Source organism: Paractinoplanes maris (assembly GCF_023544465.1).
GTDB classification, from domain to species: domain Bacteria; phylum Actinomycetota; class Actinomycetes; order Mycobacteriales; family Micromonosporaceae; genus Actinoplanes; species Actinoplanes maris.
This window is the reverse complement of sequence record NZ_JALPVL010000006.1, coordinates 189,765-212,442: the sequence shown is the minus strand read 5'-3', so window position 1 is coordinate 212,442 and position 22,678 is coordinate 189,765. Positions and strand designations below refer to the sequence as shown.

15 protein-coding genes and 1 pseudogene are annotated in these 22,678 nt (G+C 71.3%); 8 read left to right on the top strand and 8 right to left on the bottom strand.

Annotated features, from left to right (window positions below):
• Positions 1–19: 19 nt before the first annotated feature.
• The 4 genes from NAG42_RS18915 to NAG42_RS18900 are packed head-to-tail and all read right to left on the bottom strand — an operon-like array spanning position 20 to position 4,748.
• A complete protein-coding gene (locus tag NAG42_RS18915) occupies positions 20–748 on the bottom strand; it encodes a class I SAM-dependent methyltransferase (protein WP_250031690.1) in 729 nt (242 codons plus the stop codon).
• A 39-nt stretch (positions 749–787) separates the two neighbouring features.
• The gene (locus NAG42_RS18910) at positions 788–1,990 is read right to left on the bottom strand and encodes an aminotransferase class V-fold PLP-dependent enzyme (RefSeq protein ID WP_250031689.1); all 1,203 of its coding nucleotides are present in this window, start codon (positions 1,988–1,990) and stop codon (positions 788–790) included.
• Positions 1,990–3,297, bottom strand: coding sequence for a pyridoxal-phosphate dependent enzyme (locus NAG42_RS18905; RefSeq protein WP_250031688.1), 1,308 nt, complete (start codon positions 3,295–3,297; stop codon positions 1,990–1,992). The genes NAG42_RS18910 and NAG42_RS18905 overlap by 1 nt, the downstream gene beginning before the upstream one ends.
• A complete protein-coding gene (locus NAG42_RS18900; protein WP_250031687.1) occupies positions 3,294–4,748 on the bottom strand; it encodes a type III PLP-dependent enzyme domain-containing protein in 1,455 nt (484 codons plus the stop codon). The genes NAG42_RS18905 and NAG42_RS18900 overlap by 4 nt, the downstream gene beginning before the upstream one ends.
• Positions 4,749–5,102: 354 nt before the next feature.
• Here NAG42_RS18900 and NAG42_RS18895 point away from each other — a divergent pair.
• Positions 5,103–5,477 (top strand): annotated as a pseudogene (locus tag NAG42_RS18895) (glycerophosphodiester phosphodiesterase); the annotation flags it as partial.
• A 114-nt stretch (positions 5,478–5,591) separates the two neighbouring features.
• Here NAG42_RS18895 and NAG42_RS18890 read toward each other — a convergent pair.
• A complete protein-coding gene (locus NAG42_RS18890; RefSeq protein WP_250031686.1) occupies positions 5,592–6,437 on the bottom strand; it encodes a class I SAM-dependent methyltransferase in 846 nt (281 codons plus the stop codon).
• 100 nt (positions 6,438–6,537) lie between these two features.
• On the opposite strand from NAG42_RS18890, the gene NAG42_RS18885 reads away from it, so the two are divergent.
• From NAG42_RS18885 to NAG42_RS18875, 3 genes are all read left to right on the top strand, one after another.
• Complete coding sequence (locus NAG42_RS18885; protein WP_250031685.1) at positions 6,538–9,456, top strand: ATP-binding protein; 2,919 nt, start codon at positions 6,538–6,540, stop codon at positions 9,454–9,456.
• 69 nt (positions 9,457–9,525) lie between these two features.
• Entirely contained in the window at positions 9,526–10,578 is a 1,053-nt protein-coding gene (locus NAG42_RS18880; RefSeq protein ID WP_250031684.1) for a hypothetical protein, read from the top strand.
• A gap of 23 nt (positions 10,579–10,601) precedes the next feature.
• Positions 10,602–12,371 (top strand): SMP-30/gluconolactonase/LRE family protein, encoded by a 1,770-nt coding sequence (locus tag NAG42_RS18875; RefSeq protein WP_250031683.1) that lies wholly within the window; start codon positions 10,602–10,604, stop codon positions 12,369–12,371.
• A 40-nt stretch (positions 12,372–12,411) separates the two neighbouring features.
• Here NAG42_RS18875 and NAG42_RS18870 read toward each other — a convergent pair whose 3' ends face one another.
• Together NAG42_RS18870 and NAG42_RS18865 are read right to left on the bottom strand one after the other, a co-directional pair.
• Positions 12,412–14,493, bottom strand: a complete 2,082-nt coding sequence (locus tag NAG42_RS18870; protein WP_250031682.1) for a PhoX family protein — start codon at positions 14,491–14,493, stop codon at positions 12,412–12,414.
• A 107-nt stretch (positions 14,494–14,600) separates the two neighbouring features.
• A complete protein-coding gene (locus tag NAG42_RS18865) occupies positions 14,601–16,667 on the bottom strand; it encodes a PhoX family protein (protein WP_250031681.1) in 2,067 nt (688 codons plus the stop codon).
• A gap of 210 nt (positions 16,668–16,877) precedes the next feature.
• Here NAG42_RS18865 and NAG42_RS18860 point away from each other — a divergent pair, with 210 nt between their 5' ends.
• Both NAG42_RS18860 and NAG42_RS18855 read left to right on the top strand, forming a co-directional pair.
• Positions 16,878–17,234, top strand: a complete 357-nt coding sequence (locus NAG42_RS18860; RefSeq protein WP_250031680.1) for an STAS domain-containing protein — start codon at positions 16,878–16,880, stop codon at positions 17,232–17,234.
• A gap of 98 nt (positions 17,235–17,332) precedes the next feature.
• Complete coding sequence (locus NAG42_RS18855) at positions 17,333–19,225, top strand: hypothetical protein (protein ID WP_250031679.1); 1,893 nt, start codon at positions 17,333–17,335, stop codon at positions 19,223–19,225.
• Between the two features lie 7 nt (positions 19,226–19,232).
• On the opposite strand, the gene NAG42_RS18850 is transcribed toward NAG42_RS18855, so the two are convergent.
• The gene (locus tag NAG42_RS18850; protein ID WP_250031678.1) at positions 19,233–20,234 is read right to left on the bottom strand and encodes a LacI family DNA-binding transcriptional regulator; all 1,002 of its coding nucleotides are present in this window, start codon (positions 20,232–20,234) and stop codon (positions 19,233–19,235) included.
• Positions 20,235–20,320: 86 nt separating this feature from the next.
• On the opposite strand from NAG42_RS18850, the gene NAG42_RS18845 reads away from it, so the two are divergent.
• Together NAG42_RS18845 and NAG42_RS18840 are read left to right on the top strand one after the other, a co-directional pair.
• Positions 20,321–22,192 (top strand): glycoside hydrolase family 30 beta sandwich domain-containing protein, encoded by a 1,872-nt coding sequence (locus NAG42_RS18845; RefSeq protein WP_250031677.1) that lies wholly within the window; start codon positions 20,321–20,323, stop codon positions 22,190–22,192.
• 39 nt (positions 22,193–22,231) lie between these two features.
• Entirely contained in the window at positions 22,232–22,600 is a 369-nt protein-coding gene (locus tag NAG42_RS18840; protein WP_250031676.1) for a MerR family transcriptional regulator, read from the top strand.
• Positions 22,601–22,678: the final 78 nt, after the last annotated feature.

Below are 22,678 nucleotides of genomic sequence, written 5' to 3'. Positions count from 1 at the left end.
AGGCGGGGGCTTTCGCCCGTCAGGCGAGAGCGAGCAACGCGGCGTGCCGCCCATGTCGCCACAGCAGGCCGGCCTCGCGAAAGCCGGCCGTCCGGGTGGCGGCGAGGTGCCACGAGACTGTGCCGGCGAAGTTGGCCGGGGCGCGGTGACGGAAGACCTCGGTGCGGGCGGGCATCAGGTGGGCGAAAGCCTCGGCGGCCTCGCCCCACCACTGGGTCCAGGCCAGCTCGGCGGCCGCCTCGCCCGGCGCGGGGTTGAGGGCGCTCGTCACGGTGGGCAGGCCGTCGTCGGGCATCAGGTCGGCGATGATCAGCAGGCCGCCGGGGGACATCGCCTGGTGGCAGCGACGGTAGAGGCTGCGGACGCGCTCCGGGCGTAGATAGTGGACGGTCATGATGGCGGTGATCAGGTCGTGGGCGCCGCCGGCGGTGCTGGTCCAGCCGGGCTCGCTCAGGTCGGCGTCGAGGACCGTCACCGACGGGGGCACGCCGTCGCGGGCCATCGCCAGCAGGACCGGGTCGATGTCGATCAGCGTCACCTGGGCGCCGGGCCAGCGGCCGGCCATGCGTTCGGTGATCACGCCGGGGCCGCCGCCGAGGTCGAGGATCCGCGCCGGTGGGCGGCCCAGCACCGACTCGGCGGCCGTGCCGATGGCGGCCTCCAAGGTTTCCAAGCCGGGGACGAAGCCGGTCATCACCTCGTCCCAGGCGGTGCGCCAGCGGGCGGAGTCGAGCGCCGTCGACGGCATGGGCCCATCCTCAGAAACGAATTGAAACGACAATCATTTCTAACAGGAGGGGCGTGGCGAGGTGGTGGCGACCCCCTGGGAATCGAGAGCCGCCAGCGTTTCCAGCAACCGGTCGACCTCCTCGGCCGTGTTGTAGACATGCAAGCTCACCCGTACCGAAGAGGTCTTCTCCCCCTCGGAGCCTTGGCAGTGGCCGTCGGCCCGCACGAGCAGGCCGTCCGCGGCCAGGATGAAACCGAGGTCGTGCGAGCCGATCTCGCGGTGGCGAAAGGTGACGATGCCGTGCCGCCGCTGCACCGTCGAGCCGGCGGTCAGGCTGCTCTGACAACCGAGCACCTCATAGCCCGGCAAGGCCGCGAGCCCGGCGGTGAAGCGGGCCGCCAGAGACACCGACCAGGACGCGATCCGATCGAGCCCGACGGACGAGAGCCAGTCCATCGCGGCGGCCAGACTCACGATCCCGGCGGTGTTCGGCGACCCGCTCCACCCGGCCGGCGCGAAGGCCGGTCCCCGCTGGTTGCGAGCCCAGACCACTCCGATGCCCGGCAGCGCCATCGCCTTGTGGCCCGAGAAGACCACGAAGTCGACGTCCAGATCCCGGACGGAAACAGGCAGGTGACCGAAGCTCTGCGCCGCGTCCAGGCAGATCGGGATCTCCGGCCCGGCCGCCGCGCGCAGCCGGTGCACGTTCATGTCGTTGCCATAGACGTGATGCACGTGGGTGGCGGCGATCAGCCGGGTGCGCGGCCCGATCGGCAGGCGCGCCACGTCGTAATCGTGCGCCGCGTCGTAGGGCATGGGCCGCACCACGACGTGGGTGCCCTGCCGCCGCAGCAGCTCGACGGCGTCCAGCCAGGGCACCAGGTTGGCGCTGTGGTCGGCGAAAGGCACGATGATCTCGTCGCCGTCCCCCAGCACGAGCGGCAGCCAGTCGAGCGCGACCGCCCGCAGCCCCGCGGTGGTGCCGCTGACGAAGTGCACGCCCGAGGTCGCCGGCGACCGGTCGCCAAGAAACCGGCGCACCCGGTCGCGGGTGTCCTCTATGCGGGCGGTGGTGCGATTCGCCCACGGATAGGTGCCGCGTGCCGCGTTGGCGTTCTCGCTGGTCAGATAGGTCGTCACCGCGTCCAGCACGGCCTGCGGCTTCTGCGTCGTCGCGGCGCTGTCGAGGTAGGCGACGCCCGGATTGCCCACCAGCTGGGGGAACTGTGAGCGGACGTCGAGGTCGAGGGCGAGCGTCATCAGTCACGCACCAGCCGTGCGCCCGCGTCCCGCCACGCGATGATGCCGCCCGCCAGCGACCGCACCGACGGGTGCCCCATCCTGGTCAGCAGGGCCGCGTAACGGGCCGACTTCTCGCCGACCGGGCAGACCAGCAGCACCGGCTGCCGGCGACTGAAGGGTAGTCCACCGTGGAGCAGCTCGGCGAAGAGCTCGTCCACGATGTTGATCGAGCCGTCGATGTGCAGCGCCTGGAAGGCGTACGGGCTGCGCAGGTCGACGACCAGGCCCGGCCACCGCCGGGCCTCCTCGACGTCGGCCGTCGGCGCGGCCGCGATCTCCGCCTCGTCCAGGCCCCGGGTGTCGTTGCGCCTCGGCGGGCGTCCGAACAGGGCGGGCCGTCGCTCCCGCAGATACGACAGGTAGCTCTCGACCCGGTCGCAGACGATGAAGACCGCCGTCCGGCGCTCGGTCAGGCCGGCGTCGACCGTCCGCAGGTGGCGGACAGCGCCGTGGAAGGCGCCTCCACCGGTGGGCCCGGCCGGCGTACCGCATCGGCGCACCAGCGTCAGGAGGCCGTCGATGGCCTCGTCGGCGGTGATGGTCTCGATCGCGTCGTAGACGCCGGGCTCGAAGAGCCCGACCTCGTGCACCTCGTCGATGGTGCGGATGCCCGGGATGAAATCGCTCTTGGCGGCGACCAGGCCGATGACCCGGACGTCGGGATCGTGCTGCCGCAGGGCCCGGGCCACCCCGGTCGACGACCCGGCGGTGCCGACGCAGGCCACGAAATAGTCGGGCGCCCGGCCGTCGAGGTCCTTCACGATCTCGGGACCGGTGCCGTGCTGGTGGGCCTCGACGTTGCGCTCGTTGAAGTACTGATCGGTGTGCACGTATCCGCTGCCGTTGCTGGTCAGCGTGCGGTGCATGCGTGACAGCGGGTCCTCGGTGTCGCTCGGGTCGAGGCACTCGGCCTGGCCCGGCAGCTCGTCGATCTCCGCCCCGAGCAGCAGCAACAGGTCCTTGACCTCGGGGACCTTCATCCGGTTGGTGACGCTCTTGAACCGCAGGCCGTGCATGCCCGCGATCATCGCGAGCGCCTTGGCCGTGTTGCCGCTGGAGAGCTCGACCACCGTGTCGCCCCGCTCGGCCGCGCCGGCCAGCAGCGGGCGGGCCATCTGCCAGGCCGCCCGGTCCTTGAGCGAGCCGAACGGGTTGAGCAGCTCCATCTTGGCGTAGAGGTCGATGTTGCGCAGACCGTGCACGGCCGGGTCGATCCGCACCAGCGGGGTGTTGCCGATCGCCTCGGTCATGTCCTCGTATCTCATGCTGCCTCCCGGCTCTCGTGGACGGGCCAGTAGTGCTCGTCGAGGCACCAGCTCCAGGAGCCGCCCTGGCGGAAGAGCGCGACCTTGCGCCCGATGGGCTGGTGCAGGGCACGGGTCGCGCTGAAGTCCATGAAGTAGCCGGCCGTGTTGACGAACGCCAGCAGGTCGCCGGGCCGGGGCCGGACAGGCAGGACCACCTTGCGCCGGGTGATCAGATCGGACTCCAGGCAGAGGTTGCCGAGCAGATAGACCTCGGTGGTCTCGGGCACGGCGTTGCCGTCGCGCGGGATCACGACCGGGTCCATCAGCACCCCGTGCTCCTCGAGGCTCACGTCCCGGGCGTTCAGATCCAGCCGTACGAGGAGGTCGGCGCCCTCCCGCACCTCGAGCACCCGGGCGAGCACCAGACCGCACTGGTCGAGCAGCGCCCGGCCCGGCTCGATGTCGAGGTCACACATGCTGTCGAGCAGCAGGGTGCCGAGCGGCCGGCGCTGCTCGGGCGCCGTGGCCGAGAGCAGCCGGCCGAGATAGCCGGGACCCGAGTCCGGCCGGGACGCGGGATACAGCCCGAGTGTCCCGCGCAGGGTGCCCGCCTCGTTGCGCAGCCCGTAGCCGTGCTCGTTCCAGGTGAGCGGCGCCCGCCGCCCGAGCATGGCCTGGGCCAGCTCGGAGGTGTAGCGCTCCCACTGCTGCCCGTCGGCCAGGTAGTCGACCCCGAACCCGCCGCCGATGTCGATCGACCACGCGGCCCGGTCGCGACGCCGGCACTCGTCCAGGGCGACCAGGCAGCTCTCCAGCGCGATCGCCTTCTCGGCCAAGCCGATCGTGTCCAGGTGGTAGGCCACCCCGGTGAGCTCGAGCTGGTCGGCGTGCTTCTCCACCCGGTCGAGTGCCTCGGACAGCTGGCCCGAGGGCACCCCGAAACGGCTGCGGCGGCTGACCATCCGGACGCCACGGGAGGCGAACTCGGCCAGCCGCACCATGACCCGGACGCGGGGAAGCCGGCCCGCCGCGACCAGCGCGGCCAGCTCACTCAGCTCGTCGAGTGAGTCGGCGTTCACGGTGATGCCGCTGCGGGCGGCCAGCCAGAGGAACTCGCGGTTCTTGGGACCGGTGGCCATGATCCGCCCGGGGCCGAACCCGGAGCCGAGCGCGTGCTGCAACTCGCCCAGCGAGGCGACGTCGACGCCGGCATCGGTGGCGGCGAGGTGACGCAGCAACGCCGACGACCGGTTGGCCTTGTGCGCGAAATAGATCTGACCGCGCAACCGATGGTGCCGATAGACCGCTCGGAAACCCTCCACATTGTCGTCCAGAGCCTCGGGCAGGACCACGTTGAGCGGGGACCCGAGACCGTCGGTCAGTTGTCGCAGGAGAGCGCCTTCAGTCAGAACCGATTGGGTGATCGGCTCCATTCTGGGGGTGAGCAGGAGCGGAAGCGAATCAGGCACAGGACAACTCCCCGAATGGCCGTTCAAGCAGGTCAAGGGCGAGTGCTGCCCTCAACGTAACCGATGGCCGGACGGCCCGCCAGGGGGAATCAATTCATTCAACGTTCTGTTCGCGCGCCACAAATGTGTCAATACTTCTGTCGTTGATTCAATGCCCGGGCGACCGTTCAATTGTGCATATGTGCATTCATTCACGAACGGCGGAGCCGATCGTCGGCATCGGTTCACGTGGATGTTGCCCGTTCACCGCGCGGTCCGGGAGAGGCTGGTCGCACGACGAAGGGAGACAGTCCATGAAGAGCAGACGAGGCCGGTGCGCCGAGCGAGACCGCACCGCGGGAGCAGTTCGTCCGGGTGACCGCGTCCGAGATCCGCCGGGCCGGCCTGCTGCGGCAGGTCACGATCCAGAGCTTCGACTGGGGCGCGTTGAAGCGGATGCGCCAGGAGGAGCCGCGACTGCCGCTGGTCGCGCTCACCAACTACGACTTCCTGCAGGTCGGACAGCCGGGCGCCTCACCGTGGCTGGGCGGCCTGGACATCGACACGTTCGGCGGCGACCCGATCCGGGCGATCCGCACGTTCGGCGCCTCGGCGTTCTCCCCCGTACACGGCTTCCCCCAGAACGGCACGGTCGCCGACCCCGGCTATCAGCCGTATGTCACCCGCGCGATGGTCCGGCACGCCCACGCGTACGGGATCAAGGTCATTCCGTGGACCGTCGACGACACCCCGACCATGGCCGAACTGCTCGACGACGGCGTCGACGGCCTGATCACCGACTACCCGGACCGCCTGCGCACCTGTTCGCCGTGCGCGGCTATCGGCTGCCCCGGGCATACCACCTCAGCTGACGCCCGAGACGACCAGCATCTCGCACGGGCCGATGAAGCCGTCGGCAGTCTCGAACCGGCGGAGCGCGTCCTCGACCTCGGTCCACGCCGCGCCTCGCTCCTCTTTCGACAGCCCGGACAACATCTGGTGGAGAGCCCCGAATGACTCCTGCTCGAACCGGGCACACTCGGCCGCGTTCGTCAGGCGCACCGGCGATGGCACGGTCTCGACCCGTACGTCGTGGAAGCCCGCCTCGGTGAACAGCCGTTCGGCCGCGCCCGGGGCGCCCAGGCTGAACGGGCCGGGCTGCCCCGGCGCGGGCGGCGGCAGCTGGGCTCGGCGCCGGATGATGCCCACCGGGACAGCGAAGAAGTCGTTGCGATCGGCGGTGGAGTAGACGACCGCGGACAGGCGTCCGCCCGGGCGCAGCGCCGCGCGCATGCCCGCCATCGCCGCCGGCTGGTCCGGGAAGTAGATGAGGCCGACCCGCGAGATCACCGCGTCGAACTCGCCGGCCGGCACCGCCAGTCCCTCGCCGTCCAGCTCGCGGGTGTCCACCGTGGTCAGGCCGGCCGCGGCCGCCTCGGACGCCGCGTGGTGCAGCACCGCCGGACTGATGTCGGTGGCGAGCACGTGGCCGGACGGGCCGGCCCGGCGAGCGGCGGCCAGGCTCTGACCACCGGTCCCGGCCGCCACGTCGAGCACCCGGCTGCCCGCGGTGACCCCGGCGCCGTCGAGCATGACCTCGGTGGCCCGGCCCAGCCAGGCCTCGATGAACGGGCCCCACCGGTGCCAGGCCTCCGCGGCCTCTTCCCACTGTGCCCGGGTTGTCGCCTTGTATTGCCGCGCGTCGAACATGGTCCCTCCCCAGAAGTTGCTGTCACCTGATACGCGCCAGATCCGGTCGGACATCCGCCAGAACCTGTCTGGCACTTCGCCGAGCGGCCAGAATGCGCTGGTGACGCCATTTGTCGGCCGGCACGCTGCGCTGGCCCGGATGCTTGCCGCGGGGCGCGCCGGTCGGGCCGGGGCGGGGCCGCGGCGGGCGGGACTGGTGCTGGTCAGCGGCGAGGCCGGGATCGGCAAGACAGCTCTGCTCGGACGCTTCGCGGCCGAGTGCCACCCGTCCACGGTGCTCTGGGGGGCAGGCTGGGACGATGCCCGCGCGCCCGCCTGGTGGCCGTGGACGCAAGCTCTGCGGGTGCTGCCACCCGACCCGCGGCTGACGGCGATCGTCGGTGAACCGGGGCCGGCGGCCGGCGACGATGCTCGGGCCCGGGTCTTCGCGGCGGTCAGCGAGGCTCTCGAGCGGATCGCCCCCGTGGTCGTCATCCTCGACGATCTTCAGTGGGCCGACGACACCTCGGTGAGCCTGCTCAAGTTCCTGACCCGGCAGCCCCGCACGCGCCCGCTGCTGCTGGTCGCCGCCTATCGGCCGGACGAGCTTCCGCCCGGAGTCCTGACCGGCCTGGCCGAGCCGGCCGAGTCGATCGCCCTGAGCGGCCTCGGCCCCGCCGAGACCGGTGACCTGGTGCGCGCGATCGCGGGGGACACGGCGGCTCGGCAGTGGGCGCCGGCCGTGCACACCCGCAGCGACGGGCATCCGTTCTTCGCCCGTGAGCTGTGCCGCCTGATGGAGGCCGGCGGGAGCACCGGCGATGTGCCGGTGGCCGTCCGGGAGGTGATCGGCCGACGGCTGGCCCGGCTGCCGGAGGGTTGCGCGGACCTGCTCGACGCGGCGGCCGTGGCCGGGCCCGTACTCCGGCCGGATGTCCTGGCCGATGTCGGCGCACCCACGGCCGAGCCGATCGAGGCGGCCCTCGCGGCCGGTGTCCTCACCGGCGGCGCTGACGCACCGGTCCGGTTCGCCCATGACCTGTTCCGCGAGACGATCTACGCCGCGCTGCCCGCCCGCCGACGCGTCGAGCTGCACGAACGTGTCGGGTCGGCCCTGCAGCGCCGGCACGAGCGGGGCGCGCCGGTCTTCCCGGCCGAACTGGCCCGGCACTTCGCCGCCGCCGTCCCGCTGCGCGGCTCCGGCCCCGCGGTGACCTGGGCCCACGCGGCCGCCGAGGCTGACGCCGGCCGCTACGCCTTCGCCGAGGCCGCGGCTCACCTGCGGCGCGCCCGCACCGCGGTCACCGACGCGGGGGCCCGGCTGCCGGACGCCGACCTTGTCCGGCTCCTCACCGCCGAGGCCGGTCTGCGGCTGCGGGCGGGCGACGCCGCGGCGGCTCGTGCACTGCTCGACGTGGCGTGGCGGCCGGCCGGCACCGACGCCGGCCTGCTCGCTCTGGTCGCGCTGGGCCTGGACAGCGTGGGCGCCCGCTTCGCCATGCCCCGCACCGAGCTGATCACCGCGCTCGAGACGGCCCGGCATGCCCTCGACGGGCTCGGCACACCGGCCGAGGCGCAGGTCACGGCGGCTCTGGCGCGCCAGTTGCAGCACTCGGTGCCGGCCGACCGGCCCCGTGCCGCGCCGTACGCGGAAAGGGCCGTCGCCATCGCCCGCACCCTCGACGACCCCGTCACGCTGGCCAGCTGCCTGCTGGCCCGGCACGATCTGCTGTGGACGCCGGGAACCGGGGCCGAGCGGGTGTTGATCGCCACCGAGATCATCGAGGCCGCGCGGGCCGCGGGTGACCCCGAGCGGCAGGCCCAGGGCTTCCTGCTGACGGCGAACGCCCACCTGGAGAACGGCTCGGCGGCCTTCCGGGCGGCGTTCGGCGAGTTCGCCTATCTGACCGAGAGCCTGCGGCAACCGCGGCACGACTACCTCCTGCGCACGAGGCAGGCCGCGCTCGCCCTGCTCGACGGCGCCCTGGAGACCGGCGAACGGCTGATCGCCGAGGCGGCCGTGCTGGGCGAGGAGGTCGGCGACAGCGACACCGGCAACGTCCGAATGTCCCAGCGGCTCGAGGTGGTGCGTGCCCGCAACGACCCGGACGAACTGCGTCGCACGGCGGCCGAAGCGGTGCGCTGGTGGGTCGGCGCACCCGCACACGCCCACGCGGTGGCGGCCGGATTCCTGGCGCGGGCCGGAGACCTGGGCGCGGCGCGGCGCGAGGTCGAGACCGTGCGGGCCCTCCCGGACTGGCGGGCCGACCGGTCGTACCTGTGGTCGGTCTTCGTCGGCGAGCTCACCGCCGCGGCCATCGCGCTGGCCGATCGCGACCTCTGCGCGCTGTTGCTGGCCGATCTGGAGCCGCTGGCCGGGACCTGCGCCGTGAACGGGGCCCTGGTCTGCTTCATGGGCGCGCATGCCCATCGGGTCGGGCTGCTGCGGGCTGCGCTCGGCGACCCGGCCGGGGCCGCCGAGTCGCTGCGAGTCGCGCTCGACGTCCACGAGCGGCTGGGTGCGCGGCTGTGGGCCGACGAGACCCGGCGGGCCCTGGCCACACTGGGGCCGGGGACCGGGGCGACGATCTGCCGGTCGGGCGAGATGTGGCGGGTCAGCTATCGCGGACACGCGGCCTACCTGCGGGACTGCAAGGGCCTGCACGACTTGTCGGTGCTGCTGGCCCGGTCCGGTGCCGGCGTGACCGCTCTCGAGCTGGCCGCCGGCGGCGGACCGGTGCTGCTCGACCGGGTGGCCGGGGAGCCGACCCTCGACGCGACGGCGCTGCGGGCCTACCGGCGGCGACTGGCCGATGTGGCCGGTGACGAGCGCGAACGGTTGCTGGATGAGTTACGCCGCGCGACCCGGCCGGGCGGGGCGGTCCGGCCGCTCGGTGCCGGCAACGCGGAACGGGCCCGCAAGGCGGTCACGGCCCGCATCCGCGACGCGATCCGGCGCATCGAGACCGTGCTGCCCGAGTTCGGCCGGCACCTCGACCGTTCCGTCCGTACCGGGCACCTCTGCCGCTATGACGATTGATGATCTTTCCCGTACGCTGTGCCCCCGCGCCGTGGGTCTCCGGCGCCGGCCACAACAGGGAGAAACTTCATGCGCATTCGTGCTGCCCTCACGGCTCTGATGATGGCCGGTGCGACCATCGCCGTCGTGACCTCCGGCACCGGGCCGGCCGGCGCCTCCGCGCGGGCTGAGCTGGTCGTGCCGACGATCACGATGGTGTCGTCGTCGCAGTACTCGTGGGCGGCCACGGTCGGCATCCGGGGCCGGATCAGCGCCACCCCGGCCGTGCCCGCCGGTTCCGAGATCAGCGTGACCCGCACCGGCCCCGGGCCGGGAGCCGAGGTGACCCTGCCGGCGCTCAGGACCGGGGCCGACGGGAGCTTCCACTGGATCGAGCCCGGCCTGCAGGTCGCCGGTACCGCGATCTACAGAGTGTCGTACGCCGGGAACGACGTCTTCGCCCCGGCCGCCGCGACAAAGACCATCGAGATCACCAGGACGACCAAGAGCTTGGCCGTCCACCCGTACATCGCGTACGGCTCGTACAACGCGACCACGCAGTTCAGCATCCAGCTGGGCGGTGCGCCGCAGAAGCCGGGCCAGGTGATCGAGGTCTACGCCGACCCGTTCGGGGCCGACCAGCCCCCGGCGCTGATCAAGCGGGCCACCGTGCCGGCCAACGGCCAGATCTTCGTCTCGCTCACAGCGGTCCGCAGCGTCGGCCTGACCATCAACTATCTCGGCACCGAGCAGTACGCCGCGGCGTCGCGCCGGGCGTGGATCTACACCACCATCCCGGCCTCGCTGACCAGCACGCGGCAGTACAAGACGGCCAACCTGGGCACGGTGTCGTACGCCCACTTCCGGCAGACCGTCCACCCGTATTTCACGACGACGATGAGCACCAAGCCCGGCGGCCGCCAGCAGCTGCAGTTCGAAGTGCACTCGGGCGGCCAGTGGAAGAAGTGGAAGAACGTCGACGCGTCGCTCAACTCGGTCGGCAAGTCGTATTACACGCTGACCGGCGCCCACGCCACGGGCGTCTTCTACCGCGTCCGCGCCGCCTATCTCCCGGGCATCTCGCTCGACAACCTGAACTACAACACCTACACGCCCTACCGGTACTTCACCTTCACGAAATAGCGGCTCGGACAGGAGTTCCCTACGTGCGCAAGCTTCGTGCTGCCCTGGTCGCCACCGCCGTGGCCGGGTCGGCCGCCGTCGTGGTGGCCATCGGCACCGGATCCGCCTCGGCGGCCGAGGTGCTGGCCGACGGCAAGTTCCTGCCGATCTCGTACCCGAGCGACCTGCTCGTCGACCCGGTCAACAAGCACGTGCTGATCAGCGACGACCAGACCGGTCAGCTGGTCGTCACCGACTACCACGGTGAGCTGGTCAGCGTGCGCTCCGGCCTGCCCGGGATCCAGGGGCTCGCGCTCTCGCCCGACTCGAGGACGCTTTATGCCGCGGTCGCCGGCGCGCACGCGATCGTCGCCTTCGACGCGGCCACGGTCACCGAGCAGACGCACTATTCGGTCGACGCGACGATGTTCCCGAAGACCGTGGCCACCGTCGGCGGGCAGGTCTGGTTCGGTTACGACGCCGGGGCCGCGGGCGACTTCGCGGGCAACTTCGGCGTGCTCGAGCCGGCCACCCGGGTGCTGCGCGTGCACGACAACACGGCCGACCGCAGCACGTTCCACGATTCCCCGGAGCTGCTGGCCTCGGCCCGCCGGCTGATCGTGGCCGACACCTCGAACGACCCGGCCACGAGCGGTCGGACCTACACGTACGCGCTCGGTGCCGACGGTGCCGAGCAATATCAGACCAGCGCCAAGTTCTCGGACTCGTTCCTGCGGGGTGCCACGCTCACCGCCGACGGCGCGGGGCTGATCGGCTGGGGCACGGCCTGCGCGCCCTGGAAGGCGGCCGCGTCGACGCCGTATCTGCACTCCGCGGCGTACGAGGGCCTCTGCCACCCGAACGACGTGACCGTGCATCCGGACGGGCGGACGGCGATCGGCTACAACAACTTCGACACGGGCACCGACGTCGCCATCTATCCGGGCGGCTCCGAGGCGGCGGACGAGACCTTCACCCTGCCGTCGACCCACGTGAGCAAGACACCCGACGTGGCCGACCGGCTGGCCTGGCAACCCGACGGCCCGCGGCTGTTCGCGATCAGCCACAACCCGGCCAACCACTTCCGGATCTGGGTGATCAACGGACCCGACCCGGTCACCCCGTCACCCACGACGTCCTCGCCGGCGCCCCGCCCGTCGACGACTCCTCCGGCGCGCACCACGCCGTCGCTCACGCTGACCGGCAACGGAACCGTCAACGCGTACGGCTCGACGGTGACCGTCACCGCGAAACTGGGCGCGCCCCACCGCACCATCGAGATCTGGGCCGACCCGTACGGCGGTGATCAGGGACGCCGACTGCTGCGGCGGATGCCGGCCAACGCTCAGGGCGTCCTGACCGCGTCGATCAAGCTCACCCGGACGACCAGCGTCTTCGCCAAGTTCGTCGGTGACACGACCTATGCGCCCAAGGAGGTGAAGTCCACACTGCACACCCGGGTCGCGACCTCGTTCGTCATGTCCCGGCAGTACAAGACCGGGAAGATCGGTGCGGTGCCCTTCACGTTCTTCCGTGACAAGGTCAGCCCGTATTTCACGGTGACGATGACGCCCTATCCGGGCCGCGTCCAGGAGCTGACGATCGAGATGTCCGCCGGCGGCGGCAAGTGGCGGACGTTCAGGTCCGCCGTGCTCAAACTCAACAAGGACGGCAAGTCCTACTTCGCCTGGAATCACCCGCCCATGACCGGCCGGGAGTTCAGGGTGCGGACCGCCTATCTGACCGGCGCCCCGAACGACAGTGTGAACTACCCGACGTACAGCGCCTACCAGTACTTCACCTTCACCAGCTGACCCGGTGGCCGCGACGCCGAGCGTCGCGGCCACCGAGGAATCAGCTGCCGATCGGGCCGCCGTCGAGGCGCCACGAGACCACCACGGACGGCTTGGCGTAGTCGCCGTCGGGCCAGGTGGAGACGGGCTTGTCGACGGTGGCGCCGGTGATCTCGCCGGGGTGCTGCACCGCGACGAAGACCGAGCGGTCGTCCCCGGTGATGAACGGGCCGCAGGTCTCGGCGCCCCGCGGCACCGTGAGGAACTGCCGCAGGTGGCCGCGCTCGGAGCCCTCGATCGGCGTCGCGAACAGGCCGTCGTTGGTGCCCAGAGCGTTGCCGTCGGTCGAGATCCACAGGTTCCCGGCACTGTCGAAGGCGACGTTGTCGGGGCAGGAGATCGGTGAGACGGCCGTCTTGTCGTATCCGCCGAAGTAGGTGTCGGCGGCGGCCGGGTCGCCGCACACGATCGGCAGCGTCCAGGTGAAGGACTCGCCGGTGTGGTCGCCCTTGTCCTCGGTGATCTCGAAGATGTGGCCGTGCTTGTTGGCGACGCGCGGGTTGGCCTCGTCCACGCCCGGGTTGGTGCCGACGGCCCGGTTGGTGTTGTTGGTCATCGCCGCGTAGATCTTGCCGGTACGCAGGCTGGGCTGGACGTCCTCGGGACGGTCCATCTTGGTCGCCTTGACCGCGTCGCCGGCCAGCCGGGTGAAGGTCAGGATGTCGGCGACCGTCATGCCCGGGACGAACGACTTGGTGCCCGAGACCAGCTTGATCCACTTGCCCGTACCGTCGAAGGCGCCGTCGGCCGGGAGCTTGCCCGTGCCGTCGATCTCGGCCGCCGGGCTGTCCCCGGTCACCTGGGCGACGTAGAGCGTGCCCGACTCGAGCAGGGTCAGGTTGTGCTTGCGGTCGCCGGGGCGGTACTTCTTCTCCGAGACGAACTTGTAGAGGTAGTCGAACCGCTCGTCGTCACCCATGTAGGCCACGACGTGCCCGCTCTTGGCCACGATGACGTTGGCGCCCTCGTGCTTGAAGCGGCCCATCGCGGTGTGCTTGCGCGGCGGGGCGTCCGGGTCGAACGGGTCGACCTCGACGATCCAGCCGAAGCGGTTGGCCTCGTTCGGGTGTTTGGCCAGGTCGAAGCGCTCCTGCGCCCGGTCCCACTTGCGCGAGCCGCTGGGGTAGCGCGCGGTGGTCGTGATGCCGTAGCGGTTGAGCTTCGGCTTGTCGGCCTCGGCCACGGCGTCGCCACCGACGAAGTACTGGTTGAAGTTCTCCTCGCCGGAGAGAACGGTGCCCCACGGCGTGACACCGCCGGCGCAGTTGTTGAGCGTGCCGATGACCCATTGACCCTTGGGGTCGGCCGCGGTCTTCACCGCCGGCGTGCCGGCCACCGGGCCGGTCAGCTTGAAGACGGTCTCGAGCGCCGTGATGCGCTTGTTGTAGGGCAGGCGGCGCGACGAGACGGGCTTCCACTGCCCGGTGCGGCCGACCCGCTCGATCTCCACCACGGAGAGGCCGTGGGCGGCGATCGCGACCTTGACCTGCTCGACGGTGAGCGCGTCCAGGCTGGTGAAGCCCGGGAACATCAGCTCCTCGTTGGTGTACTCGTGGTTGACCACGAGCAGCGCGCGGTCGCCCGCGTTGCCGAACGGCAGCACGCCGACGAAGTCGTTGTTGTAGCCGAACTGCTGCGACTGGCGCTGGGCGGTCTGCCGGTCCAGGTCGAACGAGGGAGCACCGGCCACCACGGGGTCGCCCCAGCGGATCACGACGGCCGAGTCGTAGCCGTTGGGCACGACCAGATTGTCGAGCGTGTTGGGCGGGATGGCCTTGAAGCTGATTTTGCCTGCTTTGCCCGGTTTGGGGCCGGCCCCGGCCACGGGAGCAGCGGCGGCCGGGGCCGGCGCGGCGGCTGCCGGGACTGCCGCGACGCCGCTCACCCCGAGGACCAGCGCGCCGGCCGCACCGGCTCGCATGACACCGCGCCGGCTCATCGACGCGTTGACGACATCGCCCAGGTACGGGTTGTCCGAGGTGTTGGGCGCCGGGTGGTCGCACGCGTTGCCGCAGCGGTAGAGACAGGTCATGGCGTCCCGCGAGCCACCACTGTGGCCCAGAAGGGGTAGAAGTCGACGCATCGGCTCTCCTTGATCGTCCTGGCCGCACACCCATGGTGGGCTGCCCGAACGCTAGGAGAGCCGATGCCGGCGAGCTACCGACTGGCCATGAACGGGGGGTAAACGCTTCAACTGCCGATGCGGCCACCGTCGAGGCGCCAGGTGACCACGACCGCCGGCCGGGCATAGTCGCCGTCCGGCCAGGTCGACGCCGGATTGTCGACGGTGGCCCCGGTGACCTCGCCGGGGTGCTGCACCGCGACGAAGACCGACCGGTCGTCACCGGTGATGAACGGTCCGCACGTCTCGGCGCCGGGCGGGACCGTCAGGAACTGCTTGAGGTGACCGCGCTCCGGGCCCTCGATCGCGGTCGCGAACAGCCCGTCGTTGCTGCCCAGCTGGTTGCCGTCGGTCGAGATCCAGAGGTTGCCGGTGCTGTCGAAGGCGACGTTGTCGGGGCAGGAGATCGGCGACACCTTGGTCTTGTCGTAGCCCGCGAAGTAGGTGGCCGGGTCGTTGGGGTCGCCGCAGACGATCGGCAGCGACCAGGTGAAGGTCTCGCCGGTGTGGTCGCCCCGGTCCTCGACGACCTCGAAGATCTGGCCGTGTTTGTTGCCCACCCGCGGGTTGGCCTCGTCGACACCGGGATACGACGGGAGCCCGCGGTTGGTGTTGTTGGTCAGCGCCGCGTAGATCTTGCCGCTCCGCAGGCTCGGCTGGACGTCCTCGGGGCGGTCCATCTTGGTCGCGCCGACCTTGTCGCCGGCTTCGCGGGTGAAGGTCAGCACCTCGGTCGCGGTCATCCCGGGTACGAACGACGTGCTGCCCGAGACCAGCTTGATCCATTTACCCGTACCGTCGAAGGCCCCGTCGGCCGGGAGCTTGCCCGTGCCGTCGATCTCGGTGGCCGGGCTGTCCCCGGTGAGCTTGGCGACGTAGAGCGTGCCCGACTCGAGCAGGGTCAGGTTGTGCCGCCGATCGCCGGGCCGGTAGCGCTTGTGCGAGACGAACTTGTACAGATACTCGAACCGCTCGTCGTCACCCATGTACGCCGCGACCTGCCCGTTCTTCGCGACGATGACGTTGGCGCCCTCGTGCTTGAAGCGGCCCATCGCGGTGTGCTTGCGGGGCAACGCGCCCGGCTCCAGCGGGTCGACCTCGACGATCCAGCCGAAGCGGTTGGCCTCGTTCGGGTGCTTGGACAGGTCGAACCGCTCCTGCGCCCGCTCCCAGCGCCGGGACCCGCTCGGGTAGCGCGCGGTGGTCGTGATGCCGTAGCGGTTGAGCCGGGCCTTGGCCGCCTCGGGTACGGCGTCGCCCCCGACGAAGTACTGGTTGAAGTTCTCCTCACCGGACAGGGCCGTGCCCCAGGGCGTCAGCCCGCCCGCGCAGTTGTTGAGCGTGCCGATGATCGTGGTGCCCCGGGGGTCGGCGGCCGTCCGCAACGGTGGTGAGCCGGCCGCCGGACCGTCCGCCCGGAACGGCGTCGCCAGCATGGTGAGCCGCTTGTTGTAGGGCCGGCGGCCGGACCGGACCGGCTGCCACTGACCGGTGCGGCCGACCCGCTCGATCTCGACGACCGACATGCCGTGGGCGGCCATCGCCGCTCGCACCTGATCGACGGTCAGGGCCTCCTGGGTGGTGAAGCCCGGGAACATCAGCTCCTCGTTCGTGTACTCGTGGTTCGACACGAGCAGGGCCCGCCGGTCGCTGCCGGGGAAGGGCACCACGCAGAGGAAGTCGTTGTTGTAGCCGAACTGCTTCGACTGGGTCTCGCCGGTCTGGTGCCCGAGGTCGAAGGCGGGGGCGCCCGGCATCATCGGCTCGCCCCAGCGGATGACCACCGCGTGGTCGTAGCCGTTGGGGACGAGCACCGAGTCGATCTCGTTCGGCGGGATGGGCTTGAAGGTGAGCGCGCCCCCGGGGCCGGGTGCGGCAGCGACGGCGGTCGTGGCCGGGGCCGCCGCGGCCACCGAGGAGCCACCGGTGCCCAGCACGAGGGCGCCTGCTCCACCGGCGAGCAGCAGGCCCCGGCGGCTCAGGGCCGCGTTGACGATGTCGCCCAGATAGGGGTTGTCCGTCTCGTTGGGCGCGGGGTGATCACAGGCGTTCCCGCAGCGGTACTGGCAGGTCATCGCGTCACGGCCCCCGCCGTGACGGCCGAGCAGGGGTAGCAAACGGCGCGGATCGGGCATCGTTGGCCTCCATCGACGTTGGTGAACAACAGGTAAACACGGATCGGAGATCAACGGGCCCGGTTCCGGATCCCGGGCGCGGCGTCAAAAGCGTCGTCCCCCAGGCGCTCGAGGACCTCGGTCCAGCCGGCCGCGCGGTCACGCTGATGGTTCAGCGACGGAACGTGACGTGTTCGGCTGCCGTCCACCTGCCCCGGATAGACCGGGCTCATGAGCTTCTCCATCGAGAGGGACACCGACCGCACCGGCCAGACGACCTATCTCCTGCTGGGTGGGGTGTTCGACCGCGCCGCGCACCGCGACCTGCGGCGAGCCCTGCGGAACGCGTTCGCCCGCGGCCGCCGGGGCCGGGTCGTCCTCGACGTCGCCGGGGTCGAGGACCTCAGCAGCGAGTGCGTCGAGGTGTTGCTGACCGGTTACACCAACGCTCTGCGGGGTGGATACGGCTTCGAGGTGACCAACGCCCGCGGGCCGGTGCGGCTGCTGCTGGAGGCGACGAGGCTCTGCCCGCGCCGCGAGGACGACACTCTCTACGCCCCGGTGTGGTTGTCGGACAGCGTGGCCTGAGCACCGGTTGACCGGGCCGCCGCCGCGCTGCCGCTTCGCCGGGGGTGCGGCGGGTACGGTCAGGGGAACATCGGCCACGGCCCCCGGAGTCCCCCGCGATGACGAGCCCCGTTCCCGCCCCGAAGCCGTTCGAGCAGCTCGCCACCGAGGGCGAGCGTCTGGGCTGGATCTTCAACGACCGGAACCTGTACCGCCGGAAGTTCATGGAGCCGCCGCCGGAGCCCGCGCCCGTGCCGCCCGAGCTGCGGGAACGGCTCACCCGGGCCCAGCGCGGCGTGGTCAAGCGCGTCCTGATCTCGCTCGGGGCCGGGCTCGGGCTGGCCGTGCTGATCGGCTGCTGCGGCGGGGTGCTCACCCGGGACTCCGACGGCGGGCGGACGCTGGTGCTCTTCCTGGCCGGGCTGTTCGCGCTCGGTGGTGTCGCCGGGGCGATCGTGGCCGGTCTTCAGCCGTCGCTCGCCCGCAAGTCGGTCGACGAGGCGCAGCGCAAGGCCGAGGCTGAGCACGCGACGGCGTATGCGTCCTGGGACAGCCGCCGTGACTGGCACGACCAGCAGCAACAACGGGCGGTCGACGCCCTGCCGGAGTGGTCGGCGGCCAGCCCGTCGCCGGGCACCCGCCGGGTCGACATCGTGGGGGGTACGTCGTACGGGTGGGAAGCGGTGCTGACCGTCTTCGGCGGCTCGCTGCTGGCCACCCGGGGCCGGATGGTGCTGGCCGATTTCACCGGCGAGGCGCTGCCGGGGGAACTGATGCAGCTCGCGCTCGGCACCGGGCGAACCGTCCGCGAGGTGGTGCTGCCGGCTGAGCTCGCGTCGTTCGACCTGGTCGCCGGGCTGGAGCCCGCGGAGCTGGTGGACGGGCTGGTCGAGGCGATGTACGGCGACGCGCCGGGTGGCGGGAACCGGGCCGAGCGGTCGCAGGACGCGTCGTTGCTCAACCGGATCGCCACCGTGCTGGCGCCCGACCTGACCATGGCCCGGCTCCTGGCCGCCCTGCGCGTCTGGCTGGGACAGACCGGCCAGCTGTCGCCGTCCGAGGAGGAGCAGTTGCTGCTGCTGCGGCCGGAGGAGTCGCGGGCGCGTCGCATCGAGGCTTTCCTGCACCCGCTGGAGGCCATGGGCAGCGACCCGGCGACAACCCCACCGGCCGACCTCACCTGCCTGGTCGCCGAGGGTGGCGGCGGCCGCGCCCAGCACGAGCTGCTCAAGGATCTGCTGGTGCAGTGGCTGGGTCATCAGGTGCGCCGGGAGAGCACGCCGATCGGCTCGCTGGTGCTGCTGGGCGCCGACGAGATCGACCATCGGGCGATCGAACGGCTCAGCACCCTCTGTGAGCGGCGCGGCATCCGGCTGGTGCTGTTCTTCTCGCATCTGCGCGCGGAGTCGTTGCAGACGATCGGCGGTGGCGAGGTGGCGCTGATGCGTCTCGGCAACCATCAGGAGGCGGCGCAGGCGGCCGAGTTCGTGGGGCGCGGGCACAAGTTCGTGCTCAGCCAGCTGACCCGCACGCTGGGCGGCGAGGAAACCCACACGCTGGCCGACACGACCGGCGAGTCCGAGACCAAGGGCGGATCGAAAGGTGAGCGCTCGTCCCGGCACGGTCTGCGCCGCTACACGACCTCGACCTGGAGCAAGACCCGGAACTGGAGCCAGACCGAGTCGACCGCCAACGGCACGAACTGGAGCGATGCGGAGTCCGCCCAGCGCGTCTACGAATACGTGCTCGAGCCGCGGGTCCTTCAAGACCTTCCCGAGTACGCGATGATCCTGGTCAAGCACGAGGGCCGGGGCTCGGTGGTGCAGGCCGTCGAGGTCGACCCGGCGATCGTGACGCTGCCCCGGGTCTCGATGCTGCCCATCGCTCAGCAGTCACTGCCCGACCCGGCCGAGGCGGTCGTCCCTCAGCCACGTCCGCTGGCCGCTCCGGAGCCGGCCGCACCGGCCTGGGGCTTGATCACCGATCCACCCCGCCGGCAGCAGCAGCCGTAGGAGCCGGTCAGCGGGGTGCGGGGCCGGTCGAGGCCCGGACGATCAGCTCGGTGGCCAGCTCGACGTGCAGGGCGTCCAGGCGGTGCCGGTCCAGGATCCGGACGAGCAGGCCCACGGCGATCCGGCCCATCTCGCCCAGCGGCTGGCGCACGGTGGTGAGCATCGGCCGGGTCGCCTGGGCCAGGTCGATGTCGTCGAAGCCGGCGATGGACACGTCCTCCGGGACGCTCAGGCCCATCTGCACGGCCGCGGCCAGCGCCCCCGAGGCCACCTTGTCGTTGAAGCAGACCAGGGCCGTCGGCCGGTCGCGCAGATTCAGTAACCGTTGCGCCGCCTGGAATCCGAAGCGGACGGTGGGTTCGCCGGGCAGGGCCAGCTGCCGGTCCAGCAGCACCCCGGCGTCGGCCAGGGCCGAGACGTGCCCGGCCCGGCGGGCGGTGCTGGCCAGCCAGTTGTCCGGGCCGGCCAGCAACCCGATCCGGCGGTGGCCGAGCCCGGTCAGGTGCGCGGTGAGGCTGCGCGCGCCGGCGAAATGGGCCGCCGAGACCGCGGCGATGTCGCGGGGCACATCCTCCCGCGGGTCGACCACCACGAACGGGAAACCGGTGCCCTGCAAGGCGATCAGCTCCTCGCCCGGCTCGGGCGGCAGCACCACGATGGCGCCGCCGATGCCCGGCCGGGCGGGCAGCGACCCGAGGACCGGCACCTCCTGGGCGGCCTCGCCGGCGTTCAGCACGAGTTGGCGGCCGTGCAGGTCGAGGGTCTCGGCGATCGACGAGACGATCAGTCCGAAGTAGTCGGTGAGCAGGTAGGGGCAGCGGACGAAGATCGCGCCGGTGCGGCTCGGGCGGCGCCGTGGGGAGCGGCCGCCGAGCTCGTCGATGGCCTGCTGCACCAGATCCCGGGTGCCGGGCGAGACGTGCTCCTGATCGTTGAGCACGCGCGAGACGGTGGCGATAGACACGCCCGCGTGGGCCGCGATGTCACGAACTGTGGGCCCCTGGGTCATGACCGCAGCATAGACATTGACACCTGTCGACTGCCGCGATTACCTAGGTGTATCAGAAACGTTTCTGTCTGTTACAGGGGAGACTCGTGGCCCGCATAGGAACCGTCCTCGTGGCGATCACCGCCACCGTCCTGGCCACGCCCCTGCCGGCGGCGGCTCACGACACGCAGAGCGCCCATGTCTGGGTGACCACCCCGGACGGCAGCCAACGCCTCGCGGACCAGGGCACCGTTGCCTTCGGCCGAGCCGGCGCCGGGGTGCCGACCGTGGTCGTCGATCCGAACCGCCGCTTCCAGACCATGGCCGGCTTCGGCGCCTCGATCACCGACTCGTCGGCCGCCGTGCTCTACCGCCTCAGCCCGGCTGCCCGCAACGCGGCGATGGAGTCGCTCTTCCGGAACGGCCTGAGCTATCTGCGCCAGCCCATCGGTGCCTCCGACTTCACCGACGGGCCGGCCTACACGTACGACGATGTGCCGGCCGGCCGGACCGACTACCCGCTGCGGCACTTCAGCGTCAAGCACGATCGCGCCCAGATCCTGCCGCTGCTGCGTCAGGCCCGCCGCCTCAACCCGGAGCTGCGGGTCATGGCCACGCCGTGGAGCCCGCCGGCCTGGATGAAGACCAACGGCTCGCTGAGCGGTGGCCGGCTGATCGACTCGCCGGCGATCTATCGGGCCTACGCCGCCTACCTGGTCAAGTTCGTGCAGGCGTACCGGAAAGAGGGCGTCCCGATCGACACCCTCACCGTTCAGAACGAGCCGCAGAACCGCGCACCGGCCGGCTACCCCGGCATGGACCTGCCCTCGTGGCAGGCGGCCGAGGTGATCGAGCGCCTCGGCCCGATGCTGCGGGCGGCCGGCGAGAGGACCAAAATTCTCGGGTACGACCACAACTGGTCCGAGCATCCGAACGACGCCGCCGGCACACCGCCCGACTCGGTCGACGACATCGATCACTATCCGCAGGAGCTTCTGGCCACCCCGGCCGCCAGGTGGATCGCCGGCACCGCCTACCACTGCTACTACGGTGACCCGAGCGCGATGACCGCGCTGCACAACGAGTTCCCGGCCAAGGACATCTACTTCACCGAGTGCTCGGGCAGCCAGTCGAGCGACCCGGCGGCCACGTTCTCCGACACGCTCAAGTGGCACGCCCGCAACCTGATCATCGGCAACACCCGGAACTGGGCCAAGACGGTGATCAACTGGAATCTGGCCCTGGACGAGACCAACGGCCCGCACAACGGGGGCTGCGGCACCTGCACCGGCGTGCTGACCGTGAACGACGACGGCTCGGTGACCCGCAACGCCGAGTTCTACACGCTCGGTCACCTGGCCCGATTCGTGAAGCCGGGAGCCGTACGGGTGGCCAGCACCTCCTTCGGCACGACCGGCTGGAACGGCCGGGTCATGGACGTCGCGTTCGTCAACCCGGACGGCAGCACGGTCCTGGTCGCGCACAACGAGAACGACAACCCGCAGGCGTTCGCCGTGCAGTACGGCGGCCGGACGTTCGAGTACACGCTGCCGGGTGGCTCGCTGGCCACGTTCGTCTGGCGTGGACGGTCGAGCGACCGGCCGATCGTACCGGCCGGCTGGACGGCGGCCGCCAATCCGCCGGGCGAGGTGGCCCAGGCCGTCGACGACGACGCGAGCACCCGCTGGACCAGCGGAACGGGCCAGCAGCCGGGTCAGTTCCTGCAGGTCGACCTGGGCCGCGGGCAGTCCGTCGGCCGGATCGTCTTCGACACCGGTGCCGACCTCGGCGACCACCCGCGGGGCTACGCGGTGACCGCCTCGGCCGACGGCAGGCACTGGTGGACCGCCCGGGCCTCCAGAACCGGCCAGTTCACCGAGGCCGACCTGCGGGGCCGGCCGGTCCGGCACGTGCGGATCACGCTGACCACGGCGTCGGACAGCTGGTGGTCGGTCGCCGACGTCCGGGCCTACCGTTAAGCTCGCACCTGACGTCAACGTCAGAGGTAGGGGGTCATCATGCGGATCGGCGAGCTCTCCGACCAGGCCGGTGTGAGTGTGCGCGCGTTGCGCTACTACGAGGAGCAGGGTCTGCTGACCGCCGAGCGCAGTGCGAGCGGCCAGCGGCACTACACCGAGCCGGCGGTCGACCGGGTGCAGCTCATCCAGCATCTCTATGCGGCCGGGCTCACCAGCCGGACCATCGCCGGCCTGCTGCCCTGTGTCGACGCGAAGGTCAGCACGCCGGAGTCGCGGGCGCTGCTCGCCGCCGAGCGTGACCGCATCGACGCGCAGATCGCCCAGCTGACCGCCGCCCGCGACCGGCTCGACGCGGTGATCGCCTCGACCACCCACCCGGCCAACAGCTGCACCTTCCAGCCCGCTTAGCACAGCGTCGGCCCGCGCGCGGCCGAACAGCCAAAGCGTCCCGCAAGGTGCCGTATCCGCCGTGAACGGCAGTTAGCG

Bases quoted from the DNA above. Each gene is read 5' to 3' on its own strand.
- NAG42_RS18840 (WP_250031676.1), top strand. From the start codon at position 22,232: ATGCGGATCGGCGAGCTCTCCGACCAGGCCGGTGTGAGTGTGCGCGCG.
- NAG42_RS18910 (WP_250031689.1), bottom strand. From the start codon at position 1,990: ATGACGCTCGCCCTCGACCTCGACGTCCGCTCACAGTTCCCCCAGCTG.
- NAG42_RS18905 (WP_250031688.1), bottom strand. From the start codon at position 3,297: ATGAGATACGAGGACATGACCGAGGCGATCGGCAACACCCCGCTGGTG.
- NAG42_RS18870 (WP_250031682.1), bottom strand. From the start codon at position 14,493: ATGCGTCGACTTCTACCCCTTCTGGGCCACAGTGGTGGCTCGCGGGAC.
- NAG42_RS18890 (WP_250031686.1), bottom strand. From the start codon at position 6,437: ATGTTCGACGCGCGGCAATACAAGGCGACAACCCGGGCACAGTGGGAA.
- NAG42_RS18915 (WP_250031690.1), bottom strand. From the start codon at position 748: ATGCCGTCGACGGCGCTCGACTCCGCCCGCTGGCGCACCGCCTGGGAC.
- NAG42_RS18865 (WP_250031681.1), bottom strand. From the start codon at position 16,667: ATGCCCGATCCGCGCCGTTTGCTACCCCTGCTCGGCCGTCACGGCGGG.
- NAG42_RS18850 (WP_250031678.1), bottom strand. From the start codon at position 20,234: ATGACCCAGGGGCCCACAGTTCGTGACATCGCGGCCCACGCGGGCGTG.
- NAG42_RS18880 (WP_250031684.1), top strand. From the start codon at position 9,526: ATGCGCATTCGTGCTGCCCTCACGGCTCTGATGATGGCCGGTGCGACC.
- NAG42_RS18855 (WP_250031679.1), top strand. From the start codon at position 17,333: ATGACGAGCCCCGTTCCCGCCCCGAAGCCGTTCGAGCAGCTCGCCACC.
- NAG42_RS18860 (WP_250031680.1), top strand. From the start codon at position 16,878: ATGAGCTTCTCCATCGAGAGGGACACCGACCGCACCGGCCAGACGACC.